Below are 15,880 nucleotides of genomic sequence, written 5' to 3'. Positions count from 1 at the left end.
GCAATGGCGGATGCGAAACCCCAAAGGAAGGGCTTTCCCTCGACGGTGACGCCGCGGCCGCGTTCTGGCGCGCCGCTGAACCTCAGCAACGCCGAGCGCATTGCGCTTGTGCTGTCGCTGATCTGGTTCGCACTTGTGGTGATCTTCTTCATGTTGATGCCCGAGGGCGAGGGCAGCTACAGCGTCTTTACCGTTGCGATGTCGCTTGTGGGGATCTTTCTGCCCGTCGCCATGATCTGGGTGGCCGCCGTCACCGCCCGCACCGCGCGTGAGATGCGCGCCGAGGCGCAGGCACTCAAGCAATCGGTCGAGGCGATGCGCACCGCCTGGATCCAGCAGCAGTCCGCGCGCGGCGCGCAGAACGTCGAAAAGAAGCTAGAAGAGATCGCCGCGACCGCGCGCCAGACCGAAACCGCGCTTGCCACCTTCACCTCGCGCCGGGATGCGCAGGCCACGCAGCCCTCGGCCGACCGCAAGGCGGCCCTTGTGCCCCCACGCCCCAGCGGCCCGGCCGACGACCAGCCCGCGCTGGCACTTGGCACCCCGGCCGATGAATTGCGCGCGCCCGTCTCGGTGGCCGATTTCATCCGTGCCCTGAACTTCCCCGACAGCGCCGAAGACCGCGAGGGATTTCGCGCCTTGCGCCGGGCACTGGATGACCGCACCGTCGCCAAGCTGATCCGCGCGGCGCAGGATGTGCTGAACCTGATGGCGCAGGACGGCATCTACATGGACGACCTGAAACCCGACCGCGCGCGCCCCGAAATCTGGCGCCGCTTCGCACAAGGCGAGCGCGGGCGCGAGGTCGCGGCCCTTGGCGGCGTGCGCGACCGTTCCTCAATGGCGCTGACCGCGGGGCGGATGCGCAACGACACGATCTTCCGCGACGCGGCGCACCATTTCCTGCGCCAGTTCGACAAGACCTTCGCCGAGTTCGAGCAGAATGCCACCGATCAGGAGGTCGCCGAACTGGCCGAAACCCGCACCGCCCGCGCCTTCATGCTTCTGGGCCGCGTCACCGGCACCTTCGACTGACCGCCCCCGCCGCGCCTATAGCTGGCGCACCATGACCAGCGCCGAGCGGTAGTTGAAGATCAACCGGGTCAGCCTGCTTTCCTGGCGCTGCGTCACGACGAAGCCAAGCCGGTCGTAAAGTGCGCGCGCCCAGATATTCTCGCCGATCACGTCAAGCCGCACTTCGGTATAGCCGCGCGCGCGCGCCTCATCCAGAAGGGCGCGCATCAATGCGGCGCCGATCCGTTCCCCGCGCCGGTCGCTGCGCACCACAAGCCCGTCGACCACAAGCTCTCCGGCAAGAAGATCGCGCGCGATCACCGACAGGCAGGCGCCACGCCAAATCGCCCCGAAGCGGCCGTAATGCGCCACCAGATCGGTGTGCGACCCGCCGACGAACGACCCCGCCCAAGTGCGAAACCCGACGACCCCAAGCACCTGCCCCTCGGCATCCACGGCGGCAAGCACATGTTCGGGGCAAAGCACCTTCTCGATGAAGCCGATGGCGCGGGGCTCGGGGCCCATCACGCGGCCAAGCTTGCTGCCGAATGCCTGCCAGTAAAGCCGCGCCGCGGCGCCGCGTTGCCCATGGGTCAACCCGCGCGTGATCCGGTAGCTCATGACAGCGCGCCCTTTCCGGCCCCTTCCCCGGCAAGCCGGGCTTCGGCACGGACCAGATCCTCGGGCGTATTGAGGTTCTCGAACGGGTCGGCGCCGCCGTCCGCGACATCAAAGCGAATCTCTGCCGCGGTGGAAAGCGCGGCCTGCATGCGCCGCTCTCCGGCGGCGAAAAGACTGGCCAGCCCATCGCGCATCGCCACCGGCCAAAGCGCCGAGGTCGGATGACGCCGCCCGCCGCAAAGCGCAACCGCCGCGCCCGGCGGCACCTGCACCGCCGCCGCGGCGCAAAGCCGGGCCACAAGGTCGCGGGGCAGGAACGGCAAGTCCACCGGAATCGTTGCCAGCATGTCGGCCCCTTGCGCGCGCGCCCAGTCAAGACCGGCCAGCACACCGGCCAGGGGGCCTTCGCCCATCTGCCCGCAGGCATCGGGCAGGACCGGCACCGCGAAGGGCGCGAAGCGGGACGCATCGCCATTCGCAGAGATCGCAACCCCCTCCACCTGCGGCGCGAACCGCGCCAGCACATGGCCCACAAGCGGCCGGCCGCCCAGCATCAGGAACGCCTTGTCGCGCCCGCCCATCCGGCGCCCCTGTCCGCCCGCAAGGATAAGCCCAACGACCCGCATGCCGCCCCTTTCCGCCGCACCACACCTTGCATCCGTCCTGACAGCCGCTAAGACTGTCGGCAAGGCCGTGCAGGCATGGCCTATCAATCCTGACCGGGCAAGACAAATGTCTGAAACATCTTCGATCCGCCGCGCATATTGGCGCGGTTTCCGTGGCGGTTTGCCGTTCCTTCTGGTCATCGTGCCGTTCGGGCTGATGTTCGGCGTGGCGGGCACCGAGGCCGGGCTCAACCTTGCCGAGGTCATGGGCTTCTCGATCCTGGTGATTGCCGGGGCGTCGCAATTCACCGCCGTCCAGCTGATGACCGACAATGCCCCCGTCATCGCGGTCCTGGCCACCTCGCTTGCCGTCAATCTGCGGATGGCGATGTATTCCGCCTCGCTCGCGCCGCATCTTGGCGCCGCCCCGACCGGCGTGCGCGCCCTGATCGCCTATTTCATGGTCGACCAAAGCTATACCCTGGCCGCACAGGAATACGAAAAACGCCCCGATCAGAGCCTTGCCGAGAAGATCGCCTATTATGCCGGGGCCTGCACCCCGATCTGCCCGCAATGGTATTTCTCCACATGGCTCGGCGCGGTGCTGGGGCGTGCGATTCCGCCGGAATTCGCCCTCGACTTCGCGGTGCCGATCACCTTCCTTGCCATGCTGGCGCCGATCATGCGCACGCTGGCGCATATCGCGGCGGCGTTCGTGTCGATACTGGTGGCGCTGCTGCTGGCCTTCCTGCCGGCGGGAACCGGGCTTCTGATCGCCGCCGTCCTGGCCATGATGACGGGCGCGCAGGTCGAGATCTGGATGAACGGGCGCAGGGCATGATCATGAACTACTCTTCCTTCGAGATATGGCTGATCATCGTGCTTCTGGGGATCGGCACGTTCTTCCTGCGCTATTCGTTCCTTGGCATGCTCGGCCGGCGGCCGCTGCCGGACTGGGCGCTGCGCTACCTGCGCTATACGCCCGTGGCCGTGCTGCCCGGCCTTGTCGCGCCGCTGGTGCTGTGGCCGCAGGCGACGGGCGGGGCGTTCGATGCCCCGCGCCTGATCGCGGCCTGCGTGACGGTGCTGATCGGGCTGGTCACGCGCAACACGCTGGCCGCCATCGTGGGCGGCCTCATGGCGCTTTACCTCGGGCTTTACCTTCTGGGCTGAGGCGCGGGCCTCAGCGCACGTCCTGTTTCTGCTGAACCATCAGAACGCCGGAATTGTTTGCCGGATCGCCGTCGTAATGATCCTTGCTGGTCGCGCCGGGAAGCTTGGCGAAGGCCGCCGAAAGCTTGAGCGGCGAGAAGGTCGCCGGGATCGATTCGAAGCCCGGTGCGCCGCGCAGGATCGTCACGACCGCGTTCGAACACATCATCTTGCCGGTGGGGCCATGCGCCTCGGCGCGGGCGCGCAGAAGGGCCGCGACCTCGGGCGTGACGGGGACGTTCTGTTCGCGCACGAACCACGTCTCCCGCGCGTGATAGTCGATATAGAATTTTCGCATCCGCTCGGTCACGCCGTAATGCACGTCGTTGCGTTCCGGAATCCAGGGGTGATACCAGCTTCCCGCCGGGTCGAACATGATGCGTTCGCGCCCGTCGATCATCAGCGCGGAATGCCCGCCCGCGCCGGTGGTGGTTCCGATGACGGTATAGAGGGTGACCGAGGGGGGCAGCCCGGTGGAATAGGCGGCCCGCTGGACTTCTTCGTCGCTGGCCCAGACATGTTCGCCGCCGCCACAGGCCGCCAGAAACAGCGGCAAAGCCAGACAGATGAAAAACAGGCGCATCTGCCTGACCCCCTTCACCATTCCCTTATCCGGCCGAGATCAGCCGTTTGCCAGAGCGAGAAACACCAGAACGCCCAGAATGACAACCACCGACCAGGTCACGAATTTCACAAAACCTGCAAATGTCTTTTCCTGGGCACGGATGTCCATGCTTCCCGTTTCGTGTTGCGCCATGGGCTTGCTCCCTCAAATGTTCTCCCAGGGTTTCGGATAGCGCATCCGGCAGGGCCTGTCACGTCCCCTTGGAGGACTCGAGCCCCTTGGCCAGACGAAAGCCGATGCGGCGGGGCGCCTCAAGCTCGGGCGCCTTGGTCGCGGCGATCAGCATCACGTTCAGTTGGCTGACATGCTGGATCAGCTGCGTGCGCGCGCCTTCCTCGTCCCGGCCGTAGAAGGTCAGGATGTCGGGGGCGAAATAGCCGATCCCTTCGATACGCAGCACGCCCGCCGCCGCCCCGGTCAGGCCAAGTGCGACCTCGTGGTCCGAATCCAGCTGCTGTTCGAAGTTCTGGATATACAGAACGATCCGCTCATAGGCCCATTGCGCGGGGCTCTTGTCCCCCAGCGGCTCCCGCGAAAGCTCGGGCGGGAAGGGCAGGTTTTCCACCGTGGCGGGCGCGTCCTCGGCGGTGTGCACGACATGCGCGCAGGGGATCGCGCTGTCCTCATGCGCTTCGGCGGTGGTTCGGATTTCCTTCATGGCACGCTCCAGATCCAGGGGCCGTCCTCGGATCGCAAGGTCCGGCTGACCTCTTTCTTGTGCAACAGATGGTTCAGATGCGCCACCGCCTCGACCAGGGCAAGGCCATATTCCGCCTCGCCTATGGGACGCTTGAACAGCGCAGGGAAGCACTCGACCGCGCTGCGGGGCTGATCCCGCAACAGCTTGCGCAGACGCCCGAGCGCGCCGAGGTGGTTGTCGATCATCTGCCCCAGGCGCAGCGGAAGGCCGGTGAAGGGCAGCTTGTGGCCCGGCAGCACCAGATGGCGATCCTCGGCGATCCCGGCAAAGCGCGCGCAAGAGGTCAGCCATTCCGCGACCGGATCGGCCAGCGGCTCGGTCGCATAGACCCCCAGATTGGCGGAGATCGAGGGCAGAAGCTGGTCCCCGCCGATCACCAGGTCATCCGAAAGGCTCCAGAAGGTGGCATGTTCGGGGGCATGGCCATCGCCCGTATGCACGCGCCATTCCCGCCCGCCGATCGCCAGAACCTCGCCCTCGGCGATCCGCCGGTAGCCAAGCGGCAGCGGGTGCACCATATCGGCGAAGTTGAAGGGCCGCTCGGCCGCGCGGCGCGCCATCAGGTCGGGGGCCATTCCCGCGCGGCGCCAGAACCCGACCGTTTCGGCGGTGGCCGCGGGCTGTTCGTCCAGCACCAGCATGCGCGCGAAAAGCCAGCTGGTGCGCGTGGTCCAAAGCTCGGCCCCCCGCGCCATGAACCACCCGGCAAGGCCGATATGATCGGGGTGATGATGCGTGACGATGATCCGGCCGACGGGCTTGCCCGCAAGCGGCCCGGACAGGACCGCCTCCCACACCGCGCGGCACTTGGGCGTGTCCATGCCCGGATCGACCAGGGTCCAGCTGCCGCCCTCGTCGAAGGCGAAACAGTTCACATGGTCAAGCGCCATCGGCAGCGGCAGCCGCACCCAGAAGGCGCCGGGCGCGATCTCGGTCACGCTGCCCGGATCGGGCGGCGTGGCCCATGGCGCATGGATCCCCGCGGGGCGCGGGGCCGTCATGCGACCAGATCGTCCACGGAAAGCGCATAAAGCCCCGCCGCGCCCTCCTTGGCCTCGGCAATGGCGGCGGCGTGCTGCGGCAGAAGGCGGCGCACATAGACGCGCGCAAGCGCGGTGCGCGGGCCCTTCGCCCCCTCGGCGATGGCGGCCTTGAGGTGGTAATAGGCCCCCAGCACCCGCGCGAAGGCCCGCAGATAGGGCACCGCGCCTGCGAAGCGATCCTGATTTTCCTGCGCCACCAGCCATTCGGTCGCCTCGCGCAGGGTCTCGGCCGCGGCCCAGACATCGCCTGCAAGATCGGGCAGGACATCGCGCGCGGCCTTCGCCTCGTCCTCGACCTCTTGCAGAAGACGGAAGGCGGCGGCGCCCGCATCCATCATCTTGCGGCCCACAAGGTCCATCGCCTGAATGCCGTTCGTGCCCTCATAGATCGCGGCCACGCGCACATCGCGGTAGAACTGCGCGGCACCCGTTTCCTCGACGAAGCCCATGCCGCCATGCACCTGCACACAGGTCTCGGAGACCGCCATCCCGGTATCCGAACCATAGGCCTTGGCGATCGGCGTCAGAAGCGCCGCGCGGGCCTGCCAGTCCGCATCCCCCGTCGCGCGCCCCATATCGAGCGAGACCGCGCAGGCCAGCGCGATGGAGCGCGCGGCAAAGACCTCGGCCTTCATCGTGGCCAGCATGCGGCGCACATCGGCATGGTCGATGATCGCCCCCATCTGCGCGCGGTCGCGGGCATATTCGGCGGCCATCTGATAGGCCGCCTCGGCCACGCCCACGCCCTGCACGCCCACCGCAAGACGCGCGTTGTTCATCATGGTGAACATGGCGGCCATGCCCTTGTGCGGCTCGCCCACAAGCCAGCCCGTCGCGCCCTCGAAGCTCATGACGCAGGTCGGAGAGCCGTGCAGCCCCATCTTGTGCTCGATGCTGACGACCTTGAGGCTGTTGGCGACACCGGGATTGCCATCGGCATCGGGAATGAACTTGGGCACCATGAACAGGCTGATCCCCCGCGTGCCGGGGCCGCCGTCGGGCAGCCGCGCCAGAACCAGGTGGCAGACATTGCCGACAAAGTCGCAATCGCCCCAGGTGATGAAGATCTTCTGCCCGGTGATGGCATAGCTGCCATCGCCCTTCGGCTCGGCCTTGCTGCGCAGCGCGCCCACATCCGAACCGGCCTGCGGCTCGGTCAGGTTCATGGTGCCCGACCATTCCCCGGAAATCAGCTTGGGCAGGTAGGTCGCCTTGATCTCGTCGCTTCCGTGATGCTCCAGCGCCTCGATCTGGCCCTGGGTCAGCAGCGGGTTGAGTTGCAGCGCCATGCACGCGGCCGACATCATGTCGTTCAGCACGATATTGAGCGTCTGCGGCAGCCCCATGCCGCCATATTCCGGATCGGCCGCCAGCGCGACCCAGCCGCCCTCGGCGATCGCGCCGAACCCTTCGGCAAACCCCGGAGAGCTGCGCACCACGCCGTTCTCAAGGCGCGCGGGCGTCAGATCCCCCGCCCGGTTGAGCGGCGCCAGAACCTCGTCGCACATCCGCGCGGCCTCGGTCAGGATCGCCTCGACGGTCTCGGGCGTGGCCTCGGCGAAGCGGCTGGTCCCGGCCACCGGGGCCAGCGGAACGACATGGTCCAGAATGAAGCGGAAATCCGCGACGGGCGAACGATATGGCATTATATGCTCCCTTTCGCGTCGGTCTTGGCAAGGGGCCGGGTGACGCGTATGTCTGCTGATCTGTCCGGGACAGGTTACCGCAAGGTCAGTTCCCTTCAACATCAACGCTGCGTCACGAAATGCCCATGCCTGTGGAAACCCGAACCTTTGGCCCCGATCCCGACGGCCTTGCCGCCGCCGCCGCGCTGCTGCGCAAGGGCGAGCTTGTCGCCTTTCCGACCGAGACGGTCTATGGCCTTGGCGGCGACGCGCGCTCGGACATGGCGGTCGCGCGGATCTTCGAGGCGAAGGGCCGGCCGCGCTTCAACCCGCTGATCGTGCATCTGCCCGATCTGGAGGCCGCGCGCGCCATCGCCCGGATCGGCCCCGAGGCCGAACGCCTGGCCGCGGCCTTCTGGCCCGGACCGCTCAGCCTCGTGCTTCCGCTGCGCGCGGGATCGGGGATCTCGGATCTGGTGACCGCGGGGCTCGATACGGTGGCGATCCGCATTCCCGCCCATCCGGTGGCGCAGGCGCTGCTGCGCGCCTTCGGCGGGCCGCTGGCCGCGCCCTCGGCCAACATGTCGGGAAAGATCAGCCCGACGCGGCCCGAACATGTGACCGAGGGGCTGGGCGGGCGCATCGCGGCGGTGCTGGATGGCGGGGCCTGTGCGGTGGGGCTCGAATCCACGATCCTGCTGCCCGATCCGCCGACCCTCCTGCGCCCCGGCGGCATTCCGGCCGAGGCGCTGGAGGCCTGTCTTGGCGGCCCGCTGGCAACCGGCGGGGATGCCGCGAAGCCCACTGCGCCGGGTCAGCTTTCCTCGCATTACGCGCCGGGCGCGCAGCTGCGCCTTCTGGCCCGGGCGCCCGAACCGGGCGAGGTCTGGATCGGCTTTGGCCGCGATTGCGCCGGGGCGGAACTGACACTGTCGGCGCATGGCGATCTGGTCGAGGCGGCGGCGAACCTGTTTGCCACCCTGCGCGCGGCCGACGCGCTTGCCGCCGCGCGCGGCACGGCCCGGATCGCGGTGGCGCCGGTTCCCGAAACCGGCCTCGGACGCGCCATCAACGACCGGCTGCGCCGCGCGGCGGCCCCCCGTCCTTAAGGCCGGCCCCTAGGCCCGCCCCGCAGCAGCCGACAGCGTCATCGGGTCCACCCCGAGGGCACGCAGCGCGCGCGCCCATTTCGTTTCGTGATCGCGGTCGAAGATAAGGTTGTCATCACGCTCGACCGTCAGCCAGCCATTGGCCAGGATCTCTGATTCGAGCTGCCCCGCCCCCCAGCCCGCATAGCCAAGCGCCAGAACCGCCCGCCGCGGGCCGGTGCCAAGGCCGATCGCCTCAAGCACGTCGCGCGTCGCGGTCATGTGAAGATCGTCCGAGATCGCCATGCTTTCGCCCCTGCCCTGCCATTCCGACGAATGCAGAACAAACCCGCGCGAGGTTTCCACGGGCCCGCCGAACAGAACGGGCGGAAACGCGGGGCCCGGCCGGTCGCTTGCGATCGCGGGGGCCTCAGCCACGCCGATCTGGGCCAGAAGCTCGGAAAAACTGGGGCGATGCAGGGGTTTGTTCACGATCAGCCCCATGGCGCCATCCGCACCATGCGCGCCGATCAGGACAACGCCATGCTCGAAACGGGGATCGCCCATCCCCGGCATCGCGATCAGAAGCTTACCCGTCAGATCCATAGGCCCTGCTACCCCCATGTCCTAAAGATCGCGCGCGCGGCCCCGCAGTGCAAGGGGCGGCCTGTGGCAAAGCCGCACAACACACCCCTGATGGCGCTTTTGTGACTTTGCCTTGAGGGGCCCGCGGCGTTATCGGAGGGGCATGAAACCGCTTCTTGCCCTTCCCGTCCTTTGCGTTGCGCTTGGCGCAGCACCGCCTGCCATTGCCCAGCAGATGGACGACCTGCCGCCCGGCATGCAGCGCGCCGAGGTGCTTGGCGGCTGGCAGACCCCGTCGGGTAGCCGCATGGTGGCGCTGCGCATCGCGCTGGACGCCGGCTGGAAGACCTACTGGCGCGCACCGGGCGATGCGGGCATCCCGCCGCAGTTCAACTTCGCTCGGTCAGAGAACCTTGCCGACGTGACCTTCTTCTGGCCCACGCCCGAGGTGTTCGACCAGAACGGCATGCGCTCGGTCGGGTATGACGACGAGCTGATCCTGCCGATCGAGATCCGGCCTGCGGACCCGGCCAAGCCGATCAGCCTGTCGGCCGATCTCGATTTCGGCATCTGCCAGGAAATCTGCGTGCCGGTCTCGGTTGCGCTGTCGGCCGATCTCGATGGCCCCGGCGCCCCGGACGAGGCGATCCGCACGGCCCTGCTGGACCGGCCCGAACCGCGCCCCGACCATGCCCGCTGCATGATCGAGCCGATCTCGGACGGGGTGCGCGTGACCGCGATGATGGACCTGCCCCCGACCGGGCAGGAAGAGGTCGCGCTGTTCGAGCTTGCCTCGACCCCGGTCTGGGTGTCGGATTCGGTGGCGCATCGGGATGGCAACACCCTGACCGCGATGGCCGAATTCGTCCCCGAGAACGCCCAGCCTTTCGCGCTGGACCGCCAGGATCTGCTGATCACGGTGCTCAGTGGCGACACCGCCGTGGAGATCAGGGGCTGCGCCGAGTAATCCGGCCACGCAGAAGCCGGGGCGCCACGATGCCGCCCAGGGCCACCACCGCAAGCGCAACCGCCGCGAAACCGGCATAGGCCGCCCCGACCCCGCCGCCCGCCAGCATCGCCCGCCCCATGGTCAGCGCGAAGCCTGCGGCCAGCACCGCCGCCACGCCCCCCAGCACAGCCCGCACCCCCGGCACGCGCACGCCGCGCCGCAACGCCCGGACCTGGCGGCCGACATCCTGCTGAACCGCCAGAACGGCCGGAACCACGACCAGCACGATCACCATGCCGAAGCCCAGCCCGTAGACCAGCGTGATCACCGTCGATTTCAGGAACAGCGCTGCGCTCGAGGTCTCATAGAGCATCGGCGCAAGGCCCAGCACCGTCGTCATCGTGGTCAGCAGGACCGGCCGCAGCCGGTCGGCCACCGCGTCCACGATGGCGGGCACAAGACCGCGGCTGCGGGCATATTCATCGACGGTCGAGATCAGCACGATGGCATCGTTGATGATGATCCCGGCCATGCCGATCCCCCCCACCACCGCGAACATCGAAAGCGGCAGCGACCAGAGGTAATGCCCCCAGATCGCACCGATAAGCCCGAAGGGAATGACCGACATCACCACGATGGGCCGGGTCCAGCTGGAAAAGATCCAGGCCAGCACGATATAGATCCCGACAAGGCACAGCACGAGCCCCATGAGCGCATCCGACATGAATTCACGCTCCTGCTCGGCCAACCCGGACATCAGCCATGTCACGCCATGCATCTCGGCGATCCGAGGCAAGATGGTCTGCTCCAGCTCGCGCGTGATCTGGGTGGCGCGCTCGGGGTCGTCCTCCGAGATGTCCGCCGTGACCGATACAAGGCGCAGCCCGTTTTCGCGCCGGATCGTGGAGAACCCCGTTTCCGATGTGACATGCGCGATATCGGCCAGGGGAACCCAGTTTCCGCCCGGCGTACGCAACTGCATCCGCTCCATGAAATCGGCGGCCAGTTCGTCCTCGGGGGCCTCGACGCGGATCTTGGCAGAGCGGACGCCATCAGGGAAGCTGGCGGCCTCGATCCCGTTCAGACGGGTGCGCAGCTCGCGCCCCAGCCCTTCGATGCTGAAGCCAAGCGCCGCCCCCTGCGGCGTGAGGCCAAGGATCAGTTCCTCCTTGTCATAGGCCAGGTTGTCCTCGACCGCCGAAACCTCGGGATAATTCGCAAGCGCCGTCTTCAGGTCTTCGGCCGCGTCCTTGAGCACCCGGCTTTCGGCCCCGGTGAACTGCACCTCCAGCCCATCCCCCGCAGGCCCCATACGAAACCCGCGGAAGCTCAGCTCTTCCAGAAGGGGGTGGCGCGGGACAGCATCCTGCAAGGCCGCAATGAACTCGAACGAGGAATAGGGACGGAAGTCGGAATCGATCAGCTCGATCGCGATCGAGCCCAGAAGATCGGCATCCTTGCTGTCGGCCGAGGCAAGCGCCCGCCCCGAGGCGCCGCCGACCTGCGCGATGGCATATTCCACCGGATTGGTCCCGTATTCGGCCTCATACTTCGCGGCAATCTCGTCCACAGCGCCCTGAAGGGCTTGCATCATCTCCAGCGTGTCCTCGCGCCCGGCCCCGGCCAGCATGGCGAACGCGCCCGAGACCGAACCCTGTTCGGGGGCGTTGAAGAAGCGCCACTGCACCTTGCCGGTCATCACGAAGCCGACCTGCCAGGTCAGAAGCGCCACCGCCCCCGCCAGCACCGGGTAGCGCGCCACGATGACCGCGCGCGTCAGCGGCCGCATGATGACGCGCCGCACCCAGTCCAGCCCGCGGTTCACCTGCCGCGAGGGCCAGTCATACCAGGCGCCGTCATGGCTGCGGCTGAGGGCATGGGCCATGTGGTTCGGCAGGATCAGGAAACATTCGATCAGCGAGGCGGCAAGAACCGCGATCACCGTGAAGGGAATGTCGAAGACGACATTGCCCATTTGCCCCCCGATCACCATCAGCCCGGCAAAGGCGATCACCGTGGTCATGGTCGAGGCGAAGACCGGCGCCGCCATGCGCCGCGCGCCGTTCTCGGCCGCAAGCACGGCGCGCTCACCAAGGGTGCGGCGCCGGAAATCCGCGTGCTCGCCCACCACGATCGCATCGTCGACCACGATCCCCAGCGTGATGATCAGCGCGAAAAGCGAGATCATGTTGATCGTCATCCCCGCGACATACATCGCCGCGATCGCTGCCATCATCGAGGTGGGAATGCCCATCGCCACCCAGAAGGCCGTGCGCGCGTTTAAGAACAGGAACAACAGCACCAGCACCAGCCCAAGCCCCATCGCCCCGTTCTTCAAAAGCAGTTGAAGCCGCTGCGTGATCTGGTCCGAGCGAGTGCGGATCAGGTCGATGGTCACGCCATGGGGCAGCGTCAGTTCCATCTCGGCGACGGCGGCCTCGACCTCGTGCTGAAGCGCAATGGCGTCGCCCTTGTCCGAGCGCGCCACGTTGATCGTCATCGCCGGATCGCCGCCCACATAATAGGCCCGCGCACGGTCCACCCCCTCGACCCGGATGCGCGCGACATCGCCCACGGTCAGCTTCGTGCCGTCGGTTTGCGAACGCAGCACCAGCGCCGCGATCTGCGCCGCGTCGCGCTTTTCCTGCCCGGTGCGCACGCGCGCGGCCCCGCCGGCCACGTCGCCCGCCGGCAGGGTGCTGGCCTCGGCACCGATCACGGCGGCGATCTCGGCCATGGTCACGTCATGCGCGATCATGTTGACGGCGGGCACCTCGACCAGCGTTTCGGGCGCGGCAAGGCCCTGCACCGTCGTTCGCGTGACCCCCACGGCATAAAGCCGGACCACCAGTTCATCGGCCAGCCGGCCCAGCTGCTCGACCGAAAGCGGCCCGGTGATCACCACATCCGTCACCGTATCGCGCCAGACCCCGCGCGTGACCTCGGGGGTTTCAGCATCCTCGGGCAGATCGCCCGCAAGGGTCAGCGCGGCCTCGACGTCATCGACGGCGCGGCCCATGTCCCAGCCGGGCTCGAATTCCAGCGTAATGCGGGCCACCCCTTCGGTCGCGCGGCTTTCCGTGGCCTCGACACCCTCGACGACCAGAAGCGAGGGTTCGAGGACCTGCACGATGGCTCGGTCTACATCCTCGGCGCCTGCGCCATCCCACACGACCGAGACGGTGACCTCCTCGACGATGGAATCGGGAAAAAACTGCGCGCGGAGCCGCGGCATCGCGGCCAGACCCGCGCAGATCAGCATCACCAGCACGATATTCGCCAGCGTCTTGTGGCGGGTGAAATGCGCGATCAGGCCACGCGGCGGGGGCAGAGCGTCGGCGGCCATGCCTAGCCCCCCATCCGCTGTTCCAGCCGCTCGACGACCTGCATGGGAACCTCGTCCTGCTGCAGCTGCCCCATGATGCGGGCCTTGGCCTCGGCGGGCATGGCACTGTTGCCTTCGACATAGGCGATGAGGCGGGCGCGGCGCTCGGGGTCAAGCGCGATGGTCGCCGGCGCGGTCGGCGCGGCGGCCCCGGCATCGGGCCGCATCGGGCGGACCTTCAGCCCGGTGCCAAGAAGCGGGGTGCGCTCGGACACGATCTCTTGCCCGGGCTTCAGCGCCGTGGCGCGGATGATCACGGCATCGCCCTGACGGCGCAGCACCTCGACCGGGGCTTCGCCAAGACGCTCATCCGTCCCGACGACAAGGACGGTGCCTTTCGCGTCGACCGCCGAGGCGGGCACCATAGCCACATTGTCCAGCGGCGGTTCGGCCAGCCGGACGGTCACGAAATCCCCCGCGCGAAAGCCGGCCGCCCCGGTCTCGATCCGGGCGTAAAGCAGTCGCCCGGTCTGCCCGGCCTCGACCGCCGCGCCGACACGGGTCAGCCGCGCGGTCGCGGCAAGTTCGGCCCCCATCACATCCAGAACCACCTCGGCCTGCGCCGGGGCCAGTTGCCCGTCATCCCCCACGAAACGCGCGAATTGCGCGGTCGACACCCGGAACGCCACCTCGAGCGCGGTCGGGTCGATCAGCTCCCCCAGTTGCTCGTTGGTGGCAAGAAGGCCGCCCGGCACCGCACTGACACCCGACAGCAACCCGTCGAACTCGGCCCGGATCTCGGTATCGGCCAGCTTGCGCGCGGCTTCGGACAGCGCGATCTGGGAACGCACCACGGCGGTCTGCGCCTGATCCAGCCGCGCTTCGGCCTGCGACAGCGCAGAGCGGCGGGTCAGCACCGCCTGCTCGGCCGCACTTGCCGCCAGTTGCGCGGTTTCGGTATCGGCGGCGCGCCCAAGGCCGCGGGTGTCGATCTCTTTCTGGCGCGCAAGGGCCTGCTGGCGCAGTTCGGCCTGCCGTTCGGCCGCCGCCAGATCGTCGCGCGCGATCCCGAGCGCGCGGGTCGCCTCGGCCAGCGTCGCGCGCGCGTCCGAGAGATTGGCCTTTGCGCTCTCATGCGCGGCGGTCGCCTCTGCGGGATCGAGCCGCAGCAAAAGCGCGCCCTTCGAGACCGCCGCACCATCCTCGAAATCCGGAGCAAGCTCGATGATCGTCCCGCCGGTCGCCGCGCGCAATTCCAGCCGTCGTGTCGACTGCACCTCTCCATAAGCAGTCAGGACCGGAACGATACGTTCGAATTCCAGTGCGACGACATTGGCAGCCATCACCCGTTCCTGCGCGGGGCGTGGGCGCGCCTTTTCGGCCCGCCGCTGGTCGATCACGTTCTTTGCCGCAAAAGCCGCCAGCCCCAGCAACCCGATGGTCAGGGCAAGCAGGAACAACCCCAGAAGGCTTCGTGCCATGAACCGCATCTTCCAACTTCCCCGTCATGCATCGCGCGTGCAGGCATAATCGCTGCAACACCGCGCGCGGCGCAACCACAGCCTAGCAATCCTTCTACGCGGCGCATTGCCGCTTCCGTCGCGGATCACGCAAATTTCATGACTGCCGGAGCGGTGTCAAACACCGTTCAGCCGGGCCCGGATCGCCAGAAGATCGGCCCAGGCCTCGCGCTTGGCCTGTGGCGTGCGCAACAGATAGGCCGGATGTGTCATCGGCAGCGCCGGGCGGCCGAAAGCCTCGGCCCAGTTGCCCCGCAGCTTGAGAATGCCGGTGCGCCCCAACGCCGCCTGACAGGCAGCATTGCCCATCAGCACCACCAGGTCGGGATCGGCAAGCTCCACGTGACGGGCCAGAAACGGGCGCATCATGGCGATTTCGGCCGCCTCGGGGGTGCGGTTGCCGGGCGGGCGCCATGGCAGGGTGTTGGTGATGTAGACCGCCGCAGCGGCATCAGGCGCCCCGCGCGACAGGCCGATGGCGGCCAGCATGCGGTCAAGCAACTGGCCCGCGCGGCCGACGAAGGGACGGCCCTCGATATCCTCGTCGCGGCCCGGCGCCTCGCCGATGATCATCACCCGCGCGGCGGGATTGCCATCGGCAAAGACGGTCGAGCGCGCGCCCTTCTTCAGCTCGCACAGATCGAAGGCCGCGACGGCCTCGGCCAGCGCGGGCAGGTCGGGCGCCGCCCCCGCCGCGCGTTGCGCGATGACCACGGGATCGACCTCGGCCACCGGCTCGGGCGGCGCAGGCACGGTCTGGGCAACCTCGGGCGCGGGGGCGCGCACCTTGGCCTGGGCCTCGGGCAGCTCGTAGCGGTTCAGCGGCGCGTCGGTGATCGCCTCGTCCACGCCGGCCTCAAGCTGCCATTCAAGGGCGGCCAGCGCGGCGTGATAATCAAGATCGGATGCGGCCTGAGTCTGCATGCGCCAAGGCTAAGCCCGGCACCGGCGAAGGTAAAGCCACCACC

General features: G+C 68.0%; 16 protein-coding genes. 5 read left to right on the top strand and 11 right to left on the bottom strand.

From position 1 onward, the window contains the following. Positions 1-3: 3 nt before the first annotated feature. Entirely contained in the window at positions 4-1,035 is a 1,032-nt protein-coding gene (locus AC4PTO_RS02300; RefSeq protein WP_492731470.1) for a hypothetical protein, read from the top strand. A 15-nt stretch (positions 1,036-1,050) separates the two neighbouring features. On the opposite strand, the gene AC4PTO_RS02295 is transcribed toward AC4PTO_RS02300, so the two are convergent. Together AC4PTO_RS02295 and mobA are read right to left on the bottom strand one after the other, a co-directional pair. After that, positions 1,051-1,635 (bottom strand): GNAT family N-acetyltransferase, encoded by a 585-nt coding sequence (locus AC4PTO_RS02295; RefSeq protein ID WP_492731468.1) that lies wholly within the window; start codon positions 1,633-1,635, stop codon positions 1,051-1,053. Further along, positions 1,632-2,261: a molybdenum cofactor guanylyltransferase MobA gene (mobA, locus tag AC4PTO_RS02290; protein WP_492731466.1), complete on the bottom strand. Its 630-nt coding sequence runs from the start codon at positions 2,259-2,261 to the stop codon at positions 1,632-1,634. Before mobA ends, AC4PTO_RS02295 begins: the two co-directional genes overlap by 4 nt. A 106-nt stretch (positions 2,262-2,367) precedes the next feature. Here mobA and AC4PTO_RS02285 point away from each other — a divergent pair, with 106 nt between their 5' ends. After that, positions 2,368-3,081 (top strand): AzlC family ABC transporter permease, encoded by a 714-nt coding sequence (locus tag AC4PTO_RS02285; RefSeq protein ID WP_492731464.1) that lies wholly within the window; start codon positions 2,368-2,370, stop codon positions 3,079-3,081. Between the two features lie 2 nt (positions 3,082-3,083). Next, positions 3,084-3,413, top strand: a complete 330-nt coding sequence (locus AC4PTO_RS02280; protein ID WP_492731462.1) for an AzlD domain-containing protein — start codon at positions 3,084-3,086, stop codon at positions 3,411-3,413. A 10-nt stretch (positions 3,414-3,423) separates the two neighbouring features. On the opposite strand, the gene AC4PTO_RS02275 is transcribed toward AC4PTO_RS02280, so the two are convergent. Genes AC4PTO_RS02275 through AC4PTO_RS02255 form a run of 5 tightly spaced genes read right to left on the bottom strand, consistent with a single transcriptional unit; the run spans position 3,424 to position 7,466 of the window. Next, on the bottom strand, positions 3,424-4,035 hold the full coding sequence (locus AC4PTO_RS02275) for a hypothetical protein (RefSeq protein WP_492731460.1): 612 nt from the start codon (positions 4,033-4,035) through the stop codon (positions 3,424-3,426). Positions 4,036-4,074: 39 nt separating this feature from the next. After that, positions 4,075-4,209, bottom strand: a complete 135-nt coding sequence (locus AC4PTO_RS02270) for an aa3-type cytochrome c oxidase subunit IV (protein WP_492731458.1) — start codon at positions 4,207-4,209, stop codon at positions 4,075-4,077. Positions 4,210-4,267: 58 nt separating this feature from the next. Next, on the bottom strand, positions 4,268-4,735 hold the full coding sequence (locus AC4PTO_RS02265; RefSeq protein WP_492731456.1) for a DUF6173 family protein: 468 nt from the start codon (positions 4,733-4,735) through the stop codon (positions 4,268-4,270). Then, positions 4,732-5,778 (bottom strand): MBL fold metallo-hydrolase, encoded by a 1,047-nt coding sequence (locus AC4PTO_RS02260; protein WP_492731454.1) that lies wholly within the window; start codon positions 5,776-5,778, stop codon positions 4,732-4,734. The genes AC4PTO_RS02265 and AC4PTO_RS02260 overlap by 4 nt, the downstream gene beginning before the upstream one ends. Next, positions 5,775-7,466 (bottom strand): acyl-CoA dehydrogenase family protein, encoded by a 1,692-nt coding sequence (locus AC4PTO_RS02255; protein ID WP_492731452.1) that lies wholly within the window; start codon positions 7,464-7,466, stop codon positions 5,775-5,777. Before AC4PTO_RS02255 ends, AC4PTO_RS02260 begins: the two co-directional genes overlap by 4 nt. Before the next feature lie 125 nt (positions 7,467-7,591). Between AC4PTO_RS02255 and AC4PTO_RS02250 the strand changes: the two genes are divergently transcribed. Continuing rightward, the gene (locus AC4PTO_RS02250; RefSeq protein ID WP_492731450.1) at positions 7,592-8,554 is read left to right on the top strand and encodes an L-threonylcarbamoyladenylate synthase; all 963 of its coding nucleotides are present in this window, start codon (positions 7,592-7,594) and stop codon (positions 8,552-8,554) included. A gap of 9 nt (positions 8,555-8,563) precedes the next feature. Here the strand turns inward: AC4PTO_RS02250 and AC4PTO_RS02245 are convergent, their stop codons facing one another. Then, a complete protein-coding gene (locus AC4PTO_RS02245) occupies positions 8,564-9,139 on the bottom strand; it encodes a YqgE/AlgH family protein (RefSeq protein WP_492731448.1) in 576 nt (191 codons plus the stop codon). 142 nt (positions 9,140-9,281) lie between these two features. Between AC4PTO_RS02245 and AC4PTO_RS02240 the strand changes: the two genes are divergently transcribed. Next, positions 9,282-10,085 carry a protein-disulfide reductase DsbD domain-containing protein gene (locus AC4PTO_RS02240; protein ID WP_492731446.1) on the top strand — a complete coding sequence of 268 codons (804 nt, stop codon included), beginning with the start codon at positions 9,282-9,284 and terminating at the stop codon, positions 10,083-10,085. On the opposite strand, the gene AC4PTO_RS02235 is transcribed toward AC4PTO_RS02240, so the two are convergent. The 3 genes from AC4PTO_RS02235 to AC4PTO_RS02225 all read right to left on the bottom strand — a co-directional run bounded on the left by AC4PTO_RS02235 (position 10,066) and on the right by AC4PTO_RS02225 (position 15,836). Beyond that, on the bottom strand, positions 10,066-13,413 hold the full coding sequence (locus AC4PTO_RS02235) for an efflux RND transporter permease subunit (RefSeq protein ID WP_492731444.1): 3,348 nt from the start codon (positions 13,411-13,413) through the stop codon (positions 10,066-10,068). The two genes, AC4PTO_RS02240 and AC4PTO_RS02235, sit on opposite strands and share 20 nt — an antisense overlap. Before the next feature lie 2 nt (positions 13,414-13,415). Then, entirely contained in the window at positions 13,416-14,873 is a 1,458-nt protein-coding gene (locus tag AC4PTO_RS02230; RefSeq protein ID WP_492731442.1) for an efflux RND transporter periplasmic adaptor subunit, read from the bottom strand. 156 nt (positions 14,874-15,029) lie between these two features. Then, positions 15,030-15,836, bottom strand: a complete 807-nt coding sequence (locus tag AC4PTO_RS02225; RefSeq protein ID WP_492731440.1) for a uracil-DNA glycosylase — start codon at positions 15,834-15,836, stop codon at positions 15,030-15,032. Positions 15,837-15,880 lie beyond the last annotated feature (44 nt).

The sequence above is a fragment of the Rhodobacter maritimus genome, assembly GCF_058747975.1.
Note: the sequence above shows the minus strand (reverse complement) of the source record. Positions and strands in the feature narration are given on the sequence as shown.